The sequence below is a fragment of the Tessaracoccus yangjingae genome (genome assembly GCF_054483935.1).
Genome location: NZ_CM137014.1, coordinates 2,232,161 through 2,247,393 on the forward strand (window position 1 = coordinate 2,232,161; position 15,233 = coordinate 2,247,393).

Annotated in this window: 16 protein-coding genes; 8 read left to right on the forward strand and 8 right to left on the reverse strand. The window is 70.6% G+C overall.

Annotation, left to right across the window (positions count from 1 at the left end; translation table 11 throughout):
* Positions 1-816 (reverse strand): aldo/keto reductase, encoded by an 816-nt coding sequence (locus tag ACX1D3_RS09915; protein WP_458996520.1) that lies wholly within the window; start codon positions 814-816, stop codon positions 1-3.
* A gap of 225 nt (positions 817-1,041) precedes the next feature.
* Between ACX1D3_RS09915 and ACX1D3_RS09920 the strand changes: the two genes are divergently transcribed.
* Both ACX1D3_RS09920 and ACX1D3_RS09925 read left to right on the forward strand, forming a co-directional pair.
* The gene (locus tag ACX1D3_RS09920) at positions 1,042-1,680 is read left to right on the forward strand and encodes a DUF2461 domain-containing protein (RefSeq protein ID WP_458993724.1); all 639 of its coding nucleotides are present in this window, start codon (positions 1,042-1,044) and stop codon (positions 1,678-1,680) included.
* Positions 1,681-1,836: 156 nt separating this feature from the next.
* Positions 1,837-2,937, forward strand: coding sequence for an AI-2E family transporter (locus tag ACX1D3_RS09925; RefSeq protein WP_458993725.1), 1,101 nt, complete (start codon positions 1,837-1,839; stop codon positions 2,935-2,937).
* Between the two features lie 39 nt (positions 2,938-2,976).
* On the opposite strand, the gene ACX1D3_RS09930 is transcribed toward ACX1D3_RS09925, so the two are convergent.
* The 4 genes from ACX1D3_RS09930 to ACX1D3_RS09945 all read right to left on the reverse strand — a co-directional run bounded on the left by ACX1D3_RS09930 (position 2,977) and on the right by ACX1D3_RS09945 (position 6,318).
* Positions 2,977-3,636 carry a DUF2278 family protein gene (locus tag ACX1D3_RS09930; protein ID WP_458993726.1) on the reverse strand — a complete coding sequence of 220 codons (660 nt, stop codon included), beginning with the start codon at positions 3,634-3,636 and terminating at the stop codon, positions 2,977-2,979.
* Positions 3,637-4,105: 469 nt separating this feature from the next.
* The gene (locus ACX1D3_RS09935; RefSeq protein WP_458993727.1) at positions 4,106-4,636 is read right to left on the reverse strand and encodes a dihydrofolate reductase family protein; all 531 of its coding nucleotides are present in this window, start codon (positions 4,634-4,636) and stop codon (positions 4,106-4,108) included.
* A gap of 96 nt (positions 4,637-4,732) precedes the next feature.
* Positions 4,733-5,599 carry an ABC transporter permease gene (locus ACX1D3_RS09940; RefSeq protein ID WP_458993728.1) on the reverse strand — a complete coding sequence of 289 codons (867 nt, stop codon included), beginning with the start codon at positions 5,597-5,599 and terminating at the stop codon, positions 4,733-4,735.
* Positions 5,596-6,318: an ABC transporter ATP-binding protein gene (locus ACX1D3_RS09945; RefSeq protein WP_458993729.1), complete on the reverse strand. Its 723-nt coding sequence runs from the start codon at positions 6,316-6,318 to the stop codon at positions 5,596-5,598. Before ACX1D3_RS09945 ends, ACX1D3_RS09940 begins: the two co-directional genes overlap by 4 nt.
* Before the next feature lie 128 nt (positions 6,319-6,446).
* On the opposite strand from ACX1D3_RS09945, the gene ACX1D3_RS09950 reads away from it, so the two are divergent.
* From ACX1D3_RS09950 to ACX1D3_RS09960, 3 genes are read left to right on the forward strand one after another with little or no spacing between them, the layout of a single operon-like run.
* Complete coding sequence (locus tag ACX1D3_RS09950; RefSeq protein WP_458993730.1) at positions 6,447-7,568, forward strand: sensor histidine kinase; 1,122 nt, start codon at positions 6,447-6,449, stop codon at positions 7,566-7,568.
* Entirely contained in the window at positions 7,565-8,212 is a 648-nt protein-coding gene (locus tag ACX1D3_RS09955; protein ID WP_458993731.1) for a response regulator, read from the forward strand. The genes ACX1D3_RS09950 and ACX1D3_RS09955 overlap by 4 nt, the downstream gene beginning before the upstream one ends.
* A 45-nt stretch (positions 8,213-8,257) precedes the next feature.
* A complete protein-coding gene (locus ACX1D3_RS09960; protein ID WP_458993732.1) occupies positions 8,258-8,875 on the forward strand; it encodes a hypothetical protein in 618 nt (205 codons plus the stop codon).
* A 35-nt stretch (positions 8,876-8,910) separates the two neighbouring features.
* Here ACX1D3_RS09960 and ACX1D3_RS09965 read toward each other — a convergent pair whose 3' ends face one another.
* Positions 8,911-9,699, reverse strand: coding sequence for a hypothetical protein (locus ACX1D3_RS09965; protein WP_458993733.1), 789 nt, complete (start codon positions 9,697-9,699; stop codon positions 8,911-8,913).
* A gap of 274 nt (positions 9,700-9,973) precedes the next feature.
* Between ACX1D3_RS09965 and mgtA the strand changes: the two genes are divergently transcribed.
* Complete coding sequence (mgtA, locus tag ACX1D3_RS09970; protein WP_458993734.1) at positions 9,974-12,589, forward strand: magnesium-translocating P-type ATPase; 2,616 nt, start codon at positions 9,974-9,976, stop codon at positions 12,587-12,589.
* Positions 12,590-12,620: 31 nt separating this feature from the next.
* On the opposite strand, the gene ACX1D3_RS09975 is transcribed toward mgtA, so the two are convergent.
* Positions 12,621-13,262 (reverse strand): DUF1345 domain-containing protein, encoded by a 642-nt coding sequence (locus ACX1D3_RS09975; RefSeq protein ID WP_458993735.1) that lies wholly within the window; start codon positions 13,260-13,262, stop codon positions 12,621-12,623.
* Positions 13,263-13,388: 126 nt separating this feature from the next.
* On the opposite strand from ACX1D3_RS09975, the gene ACX1D3_RS09980 reads away from it, so the two are divergent.
* Together ACX1D3_RS09980 and ACX1D3_RS09985 are read left to right on the forward strand one after the other, a co-directional pair.
* Positions 13,389-13,631: a hypothetical protein gene (locus tag ACX1D3_RS09980; RefSeq protein WP_458993736.1), complete on the forward strand. Its 243-nt coding sequence runs from the start codon at positions 13,389-13,391 to the stop codon at positions 13,629-13,631.
* A gap of 10 nt (positions 13,632-13,641) precedes the next feature.
* The gene (locus ACX1D3_RS09985) at positions 13,642-14,394 is read left to right on the forward strand and encodes an MOSC domain-containing protein (RefSeq protein ID WP_458993737.1); all 753 of its coding nucleotides are present in this window, start codon (positions 13,642-13,644) and stop codon (positions 14,392-14,394) included.
* Here ACX1D3_RS09985 and ACX1D3_RS09990 read toward each other — a convergent pair.
* Positions 14,391-15,221, reverse strand: coding sequence for an HAD hydrolase family protein (locus ACX1D3_RS09990; protein ID WP_458993738.1), 831 nt, complete (start codon positions 15,219-15,221; stop codon positions 14,391-14,393). The two genes, ACX1D3_RS09985 and ACX1D3_RS09990, sit on opposite strands and share 4 nt — an antisense overlap.
* Positions 15,222-15,233: the final 12 nt, after the last annotated feature.

Genomic DNA, 15,233 nt, shown 5'->3' on the forward strand with positions numbered 1-15,233 from the left:
TCAGCCCTCGGCGCGGCCGTTGAGCCAGCTGACCATCGCGGGGTCGCGGTGGTCGAAGAACAGCGACGCGCCCGTGTCCAGCGCCGCGATCGCCTGCATCTGGTCGTCGGTGAGCTCGAAGCCGAAGATGTCGAGGTTCTGCGCCATCCGCTCCGGGCGGACCGACTTTGGGATCACCACCACCCCGCGCTGCGTGAGCCACCGCAGCACGACCTGCGCGACCGACCTGCCGTGCGCGTCGCCGATCGCGGTGAGCGTCGGGTTGGTGAACAGGTCCTTCTTACCCTCCGCGAACGGGCCCCAGGACTCGATCTGCACGCCGCGCTCCCGCATCAGCTCCTGATCGGCGAACCTGGCATGGAAGGGGTGCGTCTCCACCTGGTTGACGGCCGGGGTGACCTCGTTGCGCTCGATCAGGTCGACGAGCCGGTCGCCGTGGAAGTTCGACACGCCGATGGCGCGGATGGCCCCCTCGCGGTGGAGGTCCTGCATGGCGCGCCAGGCGCTGTAGTAATCGCCGAACGGCTGGTGGATGAGGTACAGGTCGAGCTGATCGAGGCCCAGACGCTTCATGGAGGCGACGAACGCGCGCTTGACGGCGTCCTCTCCGGGCTTGGCCTGGATCCAGAGCTTCGTGGTGACGAACAGGTCCTCGCGGGGGAGGCCGCTCGCCTTGATGGCGAGGCCGACGGCCTCCTCGTTGCCGTAGGACGCCGCGGTGTCGAGGTGCCGGTAGCCGGCCGCGAGGGCCTGTTCGACGCACTGCTGGGTCTGCTCGGCCGGGATCTGGAACACGCCGAAGCCGATGATCGGCATCTCGACGCCGTTGTTCAGCGTCACGGCCGGGATGGAGGTGGTGGTCAAGGTTCTCCCCTTCGTCTGCTTGTCTCCACCCATCAAACCCGACCTCCGCCACGCGAGGGAGTGCCTGAGTACACAGGTACCCGCAGACCCTCCCTCGCGGCCACCCCACGGCTCGACCGACGCGGGCCCTCACCTGAGCGCGGAACAGGCACCTCATCGACGCCTTAGGCTGGCGGCATGGGTGCAGCCGAGGGGATTCCGTTCGAGGCGGTGGACTTCTATGAGGAGCTCGAGCTCAACAACTCGCGCGAGTGGTGGGCGGCCAACCGGGAGCGGTACGACACCGTCGTGCGTGCCCCGATGGCTGGCCTCGGCGCGGCCCTGGAGGAGGAGTTCGGCGCCTTCAAGGTGTTCCGTCCCAACCGCGACGTCCGCTTCTCCCAGGACAAGTCCCCCTACAAGACGCACCAGGGGGTCGTCGTCTCGACGGCGTCGCGAATGGGCTGGTACGTGCAGGTCAGCGCCGAGGGCCTGATGACCGCGGCCGGCTGGTACGCGGCGAGCCCGGGACAGGTCGCGCGCTACCGCGCCGCGCTCGACGACGAGGACGCGGGGGAAGAGCTGCAGGGGATCGTGGATGGGTTGCGGGACGCCGGCTACGTCGTCGACGGCGACCGCCTCAAGACCCGGCCGCGGGGCGTCGAGGAGGACCATCCGCTCCTCGATCTGATGCGGCACCGGACGTTGACGGCCTCGCGCGAGTACGGCGCCCCGGACTGGCTGGCCACCTCCGCTCTGGTGGGCCGTGTCGCGGCAGACTGGCGGGCCTACCGGCCGCTGATGGACTGGCTGGGCGCACAGGTGGGGGAGGGCTGATCACCGGGCCCGGCATGGTGTCGACCCCAGTCGCAGCCCGGTCGGGCTGCTAGTGTTCGGCCCACACCTGGGGCGTCCCATGCCGCCCCGCGTGCCCACACATGGCGACGACGGCGTGGCCCGCGTCGGGCCCTCCGCACAGTGAATCGAGTCAACGTGAAGGACACTCCGCAGCGCGCGCAGATGGCCAGCCTCCTCCGGCTGGGGAGGGCGAGTTGGGCGGCCGTCGGCGTCGTCGTGCTCATGGTGATCCTGTCGACGGCGCTGGGCGCGATCAACGGCATCGTGGTGCCGCTCGTGGTGGCCTTCATCATCGGGGTGGTCCTGGAGCCGCTGGTGTCGCGGCTGGAGGGGTGGGGGCTCAGCAGGCTGCTCGCCTCCGTCGTGGGCCTGTTGGTGGCCATCGCGCTCGCCGCGGCGACCGTCACCGTCGTCGTGCGCGGCTTCCTGAGCGAGCTGCCCCAGATCTACCGGCAGCTCGAGGCCGGCTGGACGTCGTTGCTGGCCTGGGGCCGCACGCTGGACCTGGACCCGGTGCTGCTCGCGCGCGCCCGCGCGAACCTCGAGGAGTACGTGCCGCGCCTGGCCCAGGGCATCGTCGGCCTCGCGTCCGGCACCTTCTCCGGCGCCCTGGCGTTCGGCATGGGCACCTTCTTCGCCCTGTTCTTCCTCTTCTTCGTGCTGCGAGACGGCCGGAGCTTCCCCGGATGGCTCGCGAGGGCCGCGTCGTGGGACCCGGCGTTGGCCGAGGAGGTGGCCACCGTGGTGCAGCAGTCACTGCGCGGCTACTTCAAGGGGATCGCCATCACCGCCCTGGCGACGGCGCCCATCTTCATGATTCCGCTGCTGCTGCTCCGCGTGCCGTTGGCCGCCTCGATCTTCATCCTCTACTTCGTCCTGTCGTTCATCCCGTTCCTCGGGGCCTGGATCACGGGCGCGTTCGCGGTCCTCATCGCCTTCGGGTCCGGTGGTGCGCCCGCGGCCGGGATCATCGGTCTGACGTTCCTGATCTCCAACGGCACCATCCAGAGCGCGGTCAGCTCCTGGGCGCTGGGCTCAGCCCTGCGCATCCATCCGCTGGTGGTGTTGCTCTCCACGCTCATCGGCGGCACCGTCGCGGGACTGCTCGGCATGGTCCTCGCGCCGCCGCTCGTGGCCGCCGTCACCAAGTCGTTCGAGGTGGTCCGGGGGCGGCGCCTGCCTGCGGGCGACCGGTCCGTCGGCCATGAGGCTAGCCCGGCGGCGGGTTCTCCCTAACGGCTGCCGCCAGGATTCCTTCGAGTCCGGTGAGCTTCATCAGGCCGGGCGGCCGAGATTGTCGGTCTTGAACGACTGGGTCTTGAACTTGTTGAGGAACGCCAGGTACTCCCCGCTGTTGGTCTCGACCACGGTGGCGCCGTCCTGCCAGATGCCGTTCTCGAGGTCGTGGCCGCTGCCGATGGGGTCACCCTGATTCTGGTGGATGTTGTGCACCCCAAGGCCGCTGGTGAAGGGCTCGCCGAAGACGTAAAAGCGGACCCCCTGGTTGAGGATCGTCTCCAGATCGGTGAGCGCCTCGATGCCCGTCCCGCTGTTCCACGGGGGATTCCAGCGCAGCCATGCCAGCAGGCGGAACAGGAACCGGGCAAAGCGGACCGTGCGGATCACCAGAGGCGGATGCAGCGACCGGGCCCTGAGGTAGTCAAGAGCCCCCGAGGTCGGGGTCGACGGCAGGGTGTGCCAGCCGTCGGGAAGCGCCTTCGTCGCCGCGAAGTCGGCGGCCCGGATCCTGACCCTCCGCCATTGGATGCCGTCGGGCATGTTCTTCGGGTCGACGTCGATGGCGCACTTGTAGTTGCCGGCGGGGGCGTGCACCACCAGGTTTCCGTGGTAGTAACGCCCGAAGTCGTCCGGTGGGTCGCGGAAGTAGTCGTGCTTGGTCCCGATCACGAGGCCGTAGCCGTGGCTCAGGGGCATGTCGCTCCTTCTTGGTGGGGGAGGTCCGGCCCATCACCGGTGTCATCGCAGTCATCGTCGGTGGTGCGTCCCCCTGCATCACAGGAGGCGGGTGGTCCCCGTCTGATACGGACCCGGGGGCGCGGTCCGCGCGGCCAAGGCTGTCAAGCGACGCGGCCGAATGCGAAGAAATTCTCAGGAATTTCTTCGTTTCAGGGCCTTGCGCTGGCCGGCGGTCAGGCGTTCAATAGTTGGTACGCGAAAGCCAACGAGAGCACAACCTTCGGGAGAAGCTCCGATGGACATAGCGGTCAAGTGGTTTCCAGATGGATTGCCGACGATCTACATCGCCGACGCCCGCCGAGACGGACGGGCAGGTCTCAGAGCCACTTGAGTTTGGGAGCCGTCCTCCCCCGAACAATGTGCGAAGGCCGAGCATTGAAAAGTGCTCGGCCTTCGCTTTTGTCCCGGAAGACCGGAACTCAAGGCCTCAGGCCGGCACGTACTTCAGCCTGAGGACATCCTCGTCGACCTGCTCGGTGCTCACGAGGCGCAGCCGTCCGCGGGGCCCGGCGAAGTACGGGGCCCCGTGGCCGAGCACGACGGGGTGGAGATAGATGCGGTACTCGTCGATCAGTCCAAGGTCGGTCAGGGTCGCGGCCAGCCGTGGTCCGGCCACGGCGATCTCGCCGTCGTAGTCGGCCTTCAGGCGGCTGACTGCGGTCTCGAGGTCGCCCTCGATGAGCCTGGCGTTGGGGCCCACAGAGGTGAGGGTGTTCGAGGCCACCCACTTGGGCTGCCTCCGGTGGGCGACGGCGAACTCCCGCTCGTCCTCGCCCCAGGAGGGATCGTCGTCGTCCCAGTAGCTCATGAGCTCGTAGACGCGGCGGCCGTACAGCGAGGCCGCCTGGGTCCTGGCCTCCTCGACGAAGTGCCGGAACAGCGTGGGTCCGGGCGCGAACCTGTCGTGGTCGACATACCCGTCCAGCGACATGTTCATCCCGAAGACGAGCCTGGCCATCCGCAGTTCCTTCCCTCGTCGGTCACGTCCCACAACTATGGCGGGTAACCGCCTCACGGGCCAGAGCTTCGACCCGCCCAGCGGCCGGGAGGCGGATCACCCACGCCGGGTGACGGCCTCGCGGCGCGACGCGACGAGGGCGAGCGCGCCGAGGGCGACGGCGGACCCCAGCACCCAGCTCACATGCACCCACAGGGGGCGGGCCTCGGCACCGGTCCAGGTGGCGACGTCCGAGGCGGGCATCACCAGGTGGTGCGCGAGCTGGCCGAAGTGGAACGTGGGAAGGAACGCGGCGATGTCGCGGAGGGCCTCGGGGAGCTGGTTCATCGGCACGAAGAACCCGGACGCGAACGCCAGAGGCAGGAACACCAGGTTGGCGATCATGGCCGCCGCGCGGGGCCGCGCCACGAACGCGATCGCGAAGCCGAGCGTGCTGAAGGCCAGCACGCCGGCCAGCATCAGCAGCCACGCTCGCACCCAGGTGGCCAGCGGGAGCTCCGCCCCGCCGAACAGAACCGCCAGCGTTGCGATGGCCGCGACGATGACGGTGCCGAGCACCAGGGCGTTGGCGAGCTTGCCCGCCAGATACACCCAGGTGGGCAGGGGAGTGGCCGACAGGGTGCGCGTCCAGCCGCGACCCCGCTCCTTGGCGACGTCCTCGCCGAACGTGAAGATAGCCAGCGACACCACGCCGTAGGCGCACATCGAGACGGCCATCACGAGCCCGACGGCGGTGCCGCCAGGCAGGATGCCGTCGGCGTTGGGCAGCCCGAACATGGCGTAGAGGATGACGGGGATGGCGATGGCACCCGCCGCGAACTCGGGCGTGCGGAGGCTGGCGCGCAGCTCGGTGGCGGCGGCCAGCAGGGCGAGGCCGGCCGGGCCGCCGTTGCGGCGGGCGGGCCGGCGGGTGGGCGCGGTCGCGGGGGAGGCCGGACGGGCGGGCATGCGGTTGGTGGTCATCGGTCATCTCCGTCGTCGAGGGCGGAGGTGCGCTCCGCGGTGAGGGCGAGGAAGACCTCTTCGAGGTCCTCGCTGCCGTGGTTGGTGAGGTGGTCCGCGGTGGTGTCGGCCACCAGCCGCCCCTGGGCCACCACGAGCACCCGGTCCGCGACGGCGGCGGCCTCGGTGAGGTCGTGGGTGGCGAACACGATCGTGGCGCCGTCGAGGGCACGGGCCTGCTCCCAGAACGTGCGCCTCGCCGCGACATCCATCGCCGCCGTCGGCTCGTCGAGGAGGAGGAGCTCAGGGGCGCCGACGAGGGCGAGGGCCAGCAGGAGCCGCTGGCGTTCCCCGCCCGAGAGGGCAGTGACGGGCCGGCGGGCGCGCCCGGTGAGGCCGGTGCTGGCGAGCACGTCGTCCACATCGAGGGCCTGGGGGTAGCTGCGCCCGATCAGCCTCACGAGCTCGCGCACCGTCACCTGCTCCGGGAGGCCGGCCGACTGGAGCATCGCCCCGATCCGGCCGCGGACCCGCGGACCCGGCTCCTCACCCAGCACGCGCACCGAGCCGGCGGACGGGCGGATGAGGCCGAGCAGGAGCTCGAAGGTGGTGGTCTTGCCCGCCCCGTTGGGGCCGAGCACCGCCACGATCTCCCCCTGCTCGACGGCGAGGTCCAACCCGTCGAGGGCCGTCACCTCCCCGTACTCCTTGCGCACCGCCCGCATCTCCAGGACTGCCATGGTGATCTCCTTTCGTCACCATTCACGCTACGAACGCGGGGGCAGGTGCCGGATGTGCCGGAGGGCACGACCTGCACCCATGACCAATGGCAGGTCCCCGGCCCGCTCGGCTCTCGTAGAGTCGGGGTGTGGCGAACAAGGCGGAGGAGGCGCTCAGCGCGGGCGCCGGCCTCGTGGCGGTGCTGGTGGTGGGCGTGGCCGTGCTCGCCGCCCGCGCGGAGATCAGCGCTGACCCGGCGGTCGTCGTCGCGTGGTGGGCCGCCTACCTGGTCTACCTCGCGGTGTTCCTCACCGGATCTGAGCTCATCCGCCGCCGCCCGCCGTGGCCACCGGTGGTCTCGGTCGTCGTGATGTTCGTCACCGCCTCAGTGCTGTGGCTCCTCGCGCCGCACCTGGGCTGGACCGCCCTGCTTCCGGTGGTGACGACGGCGGTCGCGGCCTTCGACCTGTCGTCGCGGGCCGTCGTCGCGCTGGTGGCCGCGCAGACGGTGATCATCCCCGTCGGAGGGGTGTTGGCCGGCTGGGAGGCCGACGACGTCGTGTTCCAGACGCTGGCCTACCTCGCGTTCCAGGTGTTCGCGGCGCTCGTGGTCACCACGGCCCGGCGGGAGGCCACCGCCCGAGCGGAGCTCGCCGCGGCGCACGCCGACCTCCACGCCGCGACCGCGCTGCTGGCCACCTCCAGCCGTGAGGCCGAGCGGCTGCGCATCGCCCGCGACCTGCACGACGTCCTCGGCCATCAGCTCACCGCCCTGGCCCTCGAGCTGGAGGTTGCCAGCCACCGGACCGACGGACCCGGCCGCGACCACGTGCTCCGCGCCCGCGACATCGCCAAGGACCTCCTCGGGGACGTGCGCTCCACCGTCGGTGAGCTGAGAGACACGCGCACCGGGCTCGAGCCCACCCTGCGCGACGTGGTCGAACGCCTCGGGCTCACCGTCGACCTGCGAGTGGTGGAACACGAACCCCTCGACGACGCACGCCGGCTCGCCGTCGTCCGTGCGGTCCAGGAGGTCGCGACCAACACCGCGCGGCACTCGGGCGCGGCCCGGCTGGAGGTGGAGGTCGTCTCCGATGACCACGGGCTGATGTTCCGCGCCCACGACGACGGGGCGGGCGTCCGCCGCATCGTGCGCGGAAACGGCCTCAGGGGCATGGCGGAGCGGTTCGAGGACCTCGGCGGCGAGCTGGAGGTGGAGTCCGGTCCCGGCCGCGGCTTCACCGTGACCGCACGGGTGCCGGCGCCATGATCCGGGTGGGGCTGGTCGACGATCAGACGCTGGTGCGGCAGGGCATCCGCAGCCTGCTGGAGCTCAGCGACGAGATCGAGGTGGTGGGCGAGGCCGACGACGGCGACGCCGCCCTTGAGCTGCTCGCCGCCACCGACGTCGACGTGCTCCTCCTCGATCTGCGGATGCCGCGACGTGACGGCATCGCGACCCTCGAGGCGCTGGCCGAGCGTGGCTCGAGCGTTCCCGTGTTGGTCCTCACCACCTTCGACGACGACGAGCTCGTCCTGCGCGCCCTCCGCGCAGGGGCGCGCGGATATCTGCTCAAGGACGTCACGCTGGACCAGCTCGTCGGGGCGATCGGCACCCTGGCGGCCGGCGGAACTCTGCTGCAGCCCGGCCTGACGGACCGCCTGTTCCGGGCCGCCGCGGCCCGCCCCGTCGGTGTGGAGGCCTACGACCGCCCCGAACCTCTGACCGCCCGCGAGACCGACGTGTTGCGTCTCGCGGCGGCGGGCTACTCGAACGGCGAGATCGCCGGGGCGCTGCATCTGGCGTCGGGGACCGTGAAGAACCACCTCTCGAGCGTGTTCCTCAAGCTCGGTGTGCGCGACCGCACCCGCGCCGTCCTTCGGGCCTTGGAGCTCGGCCTCCTCGAGGGCTGAGCCCGTCCGGCCCGCAACGCTCGTCGTCACCGCTAACCTCTGGCCATGTTGCTGCATCGGTTCACAGTGAAGCCGCACCATCTGGACGCTTACCTCGAGCTCTGGTCCGACGAGGTGGCGGTCATGCGCCGTGCCGGGTTCGAGGTCCACCGCGCCTTCGTCGAGATCGATGCCGAACCGAAGTTCACCTGGCTCCGCTCCCACCCCGATGGGGAGGCGGGCAACGCCGCGCTCCGGGATGATCCGCGCTACCGGGACATCCAGGCCCGGATGGCTCCGCATGTGTTCCGCAATGTCAAGGTCCGGCCCGTCGACGCTGAGGTCATGACTCCCGTGAGCGACCCCTCGCTACTCGCGATCATGCGCAGGTACTCGATCGTCGGTTCCTGGGACGAGTTCCTGACGATCTGGCGACGGATCGTCCCCGTCCGCGAACGCCACGGCTTCCCATGCCTGTTCGCCGTCGCCGACCGCCCGGAGAACATGTTCACCTGGGCGTTCGGATTCGACGGGGAGTGGGCGGAGTTCCCCGACGCGCAGCGCGCCTACTACCGGGACCCCGCCCGCGTCGAGCTGCGCGGGGTGTTCGACTACATGGCCGACTACGACATCCACCCGGCCCGGCAGCTCCCTGTGCCGGGCAGTGGCGGATGGACGCCGTAGTCTCGACGCCGCCCTGATCAGGCGAGCCCCTCAACTCAGACGAGGTCCGCGCACTGTCCCGTCGCGTTGCCGCCCACCACGTTGACGCTCCCCGGCACGAAGCCACCGGAGACGCCGGGTGTCAGCTTTGTGCAGGTCAGATTCCCCTCGACGTTGTTGCGGACGATGTAGACGCCCGGAGCTCCGGGGTGCGGGTCGCTGAGCGCGATGTTGGTGAGCGTCACATTCTTGCCGACGCTGTTGAAGAGCACCCCGAGCCACTCGGTCCTCTGCCCGGTGATTGTGAGGTTGCCGTCGATCGTGTTGTTCTTGATCGACCAGGGGATCGTCGAGCCGCCGCCGGTCAGAGTCACGTTGCCGTGGACCTCGATGCCGTTGAGCATCACGGCGGCCGCGCTGGTCACGGTCACGTTGCCGTGGACGGTGATGTCCGACTGGTCATCCTCGTACGGCTCCACGCAGGGGTGTGCCGAGTTGCCGGTGGCCGCGGGCGGCTGGCAGCCCAGGCCCACGAAGCCGACCGAGGTGCCCGTGACGTTGCCCCCGACGGTCAGCGTGGACGGCACGCTCTGCGCATCGAGCGAGGCGCCACGGGCGACCTGCACGTTGCCGAGGACGTGCACCACAGCGTCGGCCGCGATCGAGCACTCCCCGGTGACCGTGAGCCTGGTGTAGGTGCCCGAGGGGATCTCACCGCCGGCGCAGGTGTAGGGGGCCGGCGCCACCGACGGTGCCCCGACGGCGATCGCCGGCGCACCGGCGAACGCGAGGGCTCCCGCGACAGCGAGGACTCCCAGACCCCTGTTGCGCACTGCTGTAGCCATGTTCCCGACCTTTCTCTCGCGGGCCCCCCTTGGGCCGAGGCGGATCCCGGCTCCACAGCGCTGGAGGTCTGCCGGCGTGCTGGAACCGCCGTGCCGACGTAGGGTGTGGGCCACCTGGACGTGAGGCCCACACTCATCGGTGCGGGTTGACCCGTCAAGGGTGGGGTGGGCCGACCACGTCCCGCGCTCCGCTCCCCGCCGGGTACGGACCGGGGGTATGGGTCGCGCCAGAACAATTCATCCTCCGCAGCGTCGCGACGAGTAGCCTGGAGGCATGCCAACGGGGGCAGCGGGGCCCGGCAGGACGGCGGGTCCGATCGCACGAGGCGAGCCACGGTCGACGGGCACGCCGGTGGCCTCACTCATCCAGGATCCGTGGAGCCTGTCCGCGGAACGTCTCTTCTCGGACCTCCGGTCGACGCCGCGGGGATTGAGCTCAGCAGAGGCCGAGGGACGCCTTCAGAGCGTGGGCGCCAACGCCTTGGCGCAGCGCCGGCGCAGCAGCGGCTGGCGGCTTCTCCTGGGGCAGTTCACGAGCCCGCTGGTGCTCATCCTCGTCTTCGCCGCCGTGGTGTCCGCGATCGCCAGCGAGTGGACCGACGCCGGAATCGTGGTGGCGATCGTCGTCGTCAGCGCGGTACTGAGCTTCGTGCAGGAGCACTCGGCGGACCGGGCCGTCGCCGCCCTGCGCGCCCAGGCAGCGATCAGGGCCACCGTGCTCCGGGACGGCGCGACGACGTCGATCCCCGTCGAGGCGGTTGTGCCCGGCGACGTGGTGCTGCTGGCCGCGGGCAGCCTGGTGCCGGCCGACGGGGTGGTGGTGGAGGCCGATGACTGCTTCGTCAACCAGGCCGTCCTGACCGGGGAGACGTTCCCGGTCGAGAAGACGGTCGGCCAGGTGCCGGCGCGGGCCTCGCTGCCCGAGCGGGTCAACATGGTCTTCATGGGCACCAACGTCCGCAGCGGAACCGCCCGGGCACTGATCGTCTCCACCGGCGCCGCCACCGCCTACGGCCAGATCGCCGAGCGGCTGACCGTCCGCCCGCCCGAGACCGAGTTCGAGCGAGGGGTGCGGAAGTTCGGGCTCCTGCTCACCCAGATCATGACCGCCCTGGTCCTGGGGGTCCTGGCCATCAACGTGATCCTCGGCAAGCCACCGATCGACTCCCTGCTGTTCGCCATCGCGCTGGCCGTGGGCATCGCGCCCGAGCTGCTCCCCGCCATCATGAGCATCAACCTCGCGCGCGGCGCCCAGCGCATGGCGGGCAGGGGCGTCATCGTCCGCCAGCTCAACGCCATCGAGAACCTGGGCAGCATGGACACGCTGTGCACCGACAAGACGGGCACCCTCACCGTAGGGGTGGTCGCCCTGGACGGCGCGCTGGACGTCGACGGGCAGGGCTCTGCCGACGTGCTGCGGTGGGCGTACCTGAACGCGGCGTTCCAGACCGGCCTGCCCAATCCGCTCGACGAGGCGATCATGGCCCAGCCGCATCCGGACATCGCGGGCATGGACAAGCTCGAGGAGATCCCCTACGACTTCACCCGCAAGCGGCTGAGCGTCGTCGTCGACTCCGATCCGGGCTCCGACGTCCGCCCCATGCTCATCACCAAGGGCGCCCTCGACCATGTCCTCTCGGTGTGTTCGTCGGTCCTGGTGGGCGGCGCCAGCGCCCAGCTTGGCCGGGAACGGCTGGCCGCCATCGAGGCCCGCTTCTCGGCCTGGAGCAGCGAGGGCTACCGGGTGCTCGGGCTGGCGGTCCGCGAGGTGCCCCGGAAGGCCGCCTACACCGTGGAGGGCGACGAGCGTGACCTCGCGTTCGCAGGCTTCCTGCTGTTCCTCGATCCACCCAAGCCAGATGCCAAGGAGACCCTGGAGTCGCTTCAACGGCTCGGCGTGCAGGTCAAGATCATCACGGGCGACAACCGGCTGGTCGCGCGGCACCTGGCTGCGACGATCGGCCTGCCGGCCGACGCCGTCCTCACCGCCGAGGAGATGGAGGGCCTACGCGACGAGGCCCTGTGCCACGTGGCTGAGCGCACCGCGATCTTCGCCGAGGTCGACCCCAATCAGAAGGAACGCATCATCCTCGCGCTCCGCAAGCGCAACCACGTCGTCGGCTACCTCGGCGACGGCATCAACGACGCGCCGGCCCTGCACGCCGCCGACGTGGGCGTCTCCGTCGAGCTGGCGGCGGACGTGGCTAAGGAGGCGGCCGACTTCGTGCTGCTGCGCCACGATCTGGGCGTGCTGCGCGCCGGGATCGAGGAGGGGCGGCGCACGTTCGCCAACACGCTCAAGTACATCTTCACCACCACCAGCGCCAACTTCGGGAACATGGTGAGCATGGCGGGCGCGTCCCTGTTCCTGCCCTTCCTCCCGCTGCTGGCCAAGCAGATCCTGCTCAACAACTTCCTGTCCGACGTGCCGGCCATCGGCATCGCCGGCGACAACGTCGACGACGACATGGTCCGCCAACCCCACCGCTGGAACATCCGCATGATCCGGACGTTCATGATCGTCTTCGGGCTGGTCAGTTCCGTCTTCGACTACGCCACCTTCGGCCTGCTGCTGTGGGTCGCGCGGGCGACCGAGGAACAGTTCCAGACCGGCTGGTTCATCGAGTCCCTGCTCACCGAGCTCGTGGTGGCCCTGGTGGTGCGCACCCGGGGGCCGCTCCACCGCAGCCGCCCAGGCACCCTGCTGTGGACCTCGACGCTCGCCGTCGGCCTGCTCACCCTCGCCCTGCCGTATCTTCCCTTCGCGCCGCTCTTCGGCTTCACGCCCCTGCCACTGTGGCTGACCGCGGCGTTGGTGGGCGTCACGGGGATGTACGTGGTGGCGGCCGAGGCGGCCAAGAGGTACTTCTACTCCCGAGCGTCCTGGTAGGCCGGCCGCTCCCTGCAGCAGTTCGGCAAGGTCAGCCGACGGAGGAGGACAACTGGACGACGAGGTTGAGGGTGACCGCCAGGACCACGGCGCCCAGCAGGTAGGACAGCATCGCGTGCCGCAGGACGGCACGCCTCAGCTCGGCCCCCGCCACCGTCGTGTCGGAGACCTGATAGGTCATGCCGATGGTGAAGGCGAGGTAGGCGAAGTCGTGGTAGTCGGGGTCGCGGTCACCGCCGAAGTCGATGGCGGCGTCGATGTCCGCGGCGTAGAAGAGCCTCGCGTAGTGGAGCATGTAGAGGACGTGGACCACCACCCACGACGCCACCACCGACGCGGCGCCGGTCAGCGCCTCCCAGGGGAGGGTGCCCCCGGCGCCGGACCCCGCAACCAGGAGCACGCCCACCCCCACAAGGCTGGCGAGCGAGGCGAGCACCAGGACGGCGCGGCTCACGGCGTGCGTGGGATCCTCGCGTGTGGCGTGGCCGCGGGTCTCGGCGCCGTCCAGGCGCCTGACGATCAGCCAGGTCCACAGGGAGAAGGTGACCGACACGACGATCCATCCCGTCATCCCGGCCAACCACGGGTCCGCGAGGGGGACGAGGCCGACGGCGGCGGCAGCGCCGACCGCCGCGGACGCGGCGAGCCGGGTTCCGGCTGTGTGCAGGTTCACACCACGCATTCCACCACGCCTGCCGCGAACCGACGGAGGACTCTCCGTTCCTCGGCGCGGGCCGGCGGGATCCGCCAGGGATGGGAGGCCTTGGCCCAGAGGCCGCCGAGCCGGTTGAATGGGCCGGTGACCGACGAGCTGACACTGCAGGCATGGTGGGACGGACTGACGCCCGGGCAGAGGCAACGCGCGGCGGCCATCGCTGCGGGCCCGGCGCCGCGGGGGATGGCGGTCGACGACCTCACCGCGTCGATGATTCTCGCCGGGCTGCCGACGTCGCGGCAGATCTGGACCGGCCAGCCCGATCACCTCGTCGAGATGCTCGACGACGTGGCCGAGTTCGTCATCCGGGCCGGCCGGGCGTCCTGAACGGCCCGCCGTGCACGTCTCCCGGATCGGCTTCACCTCGCTGAAGGGGGCCCGCCATGTGGGCCGCCCGTTCGTAGACCTGGCACCGGACGGGCCCGTGGGGGACCGGGTGTTCTGCCTGGTCGACCGGGCGCGCGGGAAGGTGCTGCGCACCGTCGAGAATCCGACACTCATGCAGACCACGGCCATGTGGGCCGACGGTGTCCTGACGGTGACCCTGCCCGGGGCGGTGGTCGACGGCGTTCCGGTCCCCACGGGCGAGAGGCTGACGCTCGACTACTGGGGGCGGCAGGTGGGGCTCGAGTTCGTCGACGGGCCGTGGGGCGCGGCGTACTCCGCGTTCCTGGGCCGCGACGTGCTGCTGGCCCGGGCCGGCGGGGGAGAGGTGGTCTACGGCGCCAGCGTCAGCCTCATCACCAGCGGATCGCTGGACGAGCTGTCCCGCCGCGTGGGGACGCCGGTGATCGACGCGCAGCTGCGCGCCACGTTCACCTTGCACGCCGACGTCCCTCATCTGGAGGACGGCTGGATCGGGCGCCGCCTGGCGCTCGGAGAGGCCGAGGTGGAGGTGCGGAAGGGGATCGCCCGCTGCCGGGTGATCGACCTCGACCCCGACACCGGCCTCGCCCGCACCGACGGGCTCAAGGCGCTGGCGGACTACCGCCGCCAGGGCGGCGAGCTGGTGTTCGGGGTGGACGCCGTGGTGACCCGGGCGGGTCGCGTGCGCGTGGGGGACGAGGTGGAGGTCGCCGGCACCGGCTAGCCCGGAGCCCCGGTCAGGCCGAGTTCCGCGAACCCGCGGACCAGCCCGGCCCTGTGGGGCGGGCCGACGACGTGGTCGGCCAGCTCCAGTACCTCCGGCGGGGCGCCGTCGACGGCCACGGCGGTGCCGGCATGGGCGAGCATCTCCAGGTCGTTGTGCCCGTCACCGATCCCGATGATGTCCTGCCGGGCGATGCCCAGGTGCGCGGCGGCGATGCCGATCCCGACGGCCTTGTTGAGGCCCCGGAGATGGATCTCGCCGGCATGGCCCTTGAGGCCCACCACGGAGTTGGGGAGAGCGCCCACGAGGGGGCCCACCATGGAGGCAAGCTCGTCGACGGGGATGGGTGAGCTGAAGATCGAGACCTTGGCGAACGAGCGGGTCCCGGGGTCGTCGACGGCACGGAGGTGCCTCACCACGTCGTGCAGGCCCTCATCGGAGCCGTCGGTTCCCAGCGCGGGGCCCAGGATGTCGAGCAGGCGCTCCATGATCCCGACGGGGCCGTACAGCGCGTCGGGTGCCTCGAGGATGAATGCGGCGTCATGGGCGGTGAGGACCGCCACGAGCTCTGCGGCGAGGCCGGCCGGGAACCGGGTGTCCGCCAGGACCCTCCCGCCGATCTCCACGTAGCCACCTGCGGCGCCCACCAGCCCATCGAACACCGGGTCCAGGATGCGCGGCGGCACCATCGCCTTCGGCCTGCCGGTGCACAGCAGGACGCGATGGCCGTTGCGGCGGGCCTCCAGGACTGCCTCAACGTGCCCGGCCGGCACCTGCCCGCGATGCGCGTAGGTCCCGTCGAAGTCGATGAACACAGCCTTCGGCATCACGCCACCCCT

Coding starts and splice junctions, on each gene's coding strand:
- ACX1D3_RS09915 (WP_458996520.1), bottom strand. CDS start 816: ATGCCGATCATCGGCTTCGGCGTGTTCCAGATCCCGGCCGAGCAGACC.
- ACX1D3_RS09920 (WP_458993724.1), top strand. CDS start 1,042: ATGGGTGCAGCCGAGGGGATTCCGTTCGAGGCGGTGGACTTCTATGAG.
- ACX1D3_RS09930 (WP_458993726.1), bottom strand. CDS start 3,636: ATGCCCCTGAGCCACGGCTACGGCCTCGTGATCGGGACCAAGCACGAC.
- ACX1D3_RS09935 (WP_458993727.1), bottom strand. CDS start 4,636: ATGGCCAGGCTCGTCTTCGGGATGAACATGTCGCTGGACGGGTATGTC.
- ACX1D3_RS09940 (WP_458993728.1), bottom strand. CDS start 5,599: ATGACCACCAACCGCATGCCCGCCCGTCCGGCCTCCCCCGCGACCGCG.
- ACX1D3_RS09945 (WP_458993729.1), bottom strand. CDS start 6,318: ATGGCAGTCCTGGAGATGCGGGCGGTGCGCAAGGAGTACGGGGAGGTG.
- ACX1D3_RS09955 (WP_458993731.1), top strand. CDS start 7,565: ATGATCCGGGTGGGGCTGGTCGACGATCAGACGCTGGTGCGGCAGGGC.
- ACX1D3_RS09960 (WP_458993732.1), top strand. CDS start 8,258: ATGTTGCTGCATCGGTTCACAGTGAAGCCGCACCATCTGGACGCTTAC.
- ACX1D3_RS09965 (WP_458993733.1), bottom strand. CDS start 9,699: ATGGCTACAGCAGTGCGCAACAGGGGTCTGGGAGTCCTCGCTGTCGCG.
- mgtA (WP_458993734.1), top strand. CDS start 9,974: ATGCCAACGGGGGCAGCGGGGCCCGGCAGGACGGCGGGTCCGATCGCA.
- ACX1D3_RS09990 (WP_458993738.1), bottom strand. CDS start 15,221: ATGCCGAAGGCTGTGTTCATCGACTTCGACGGGACCTACGCGCATCGC.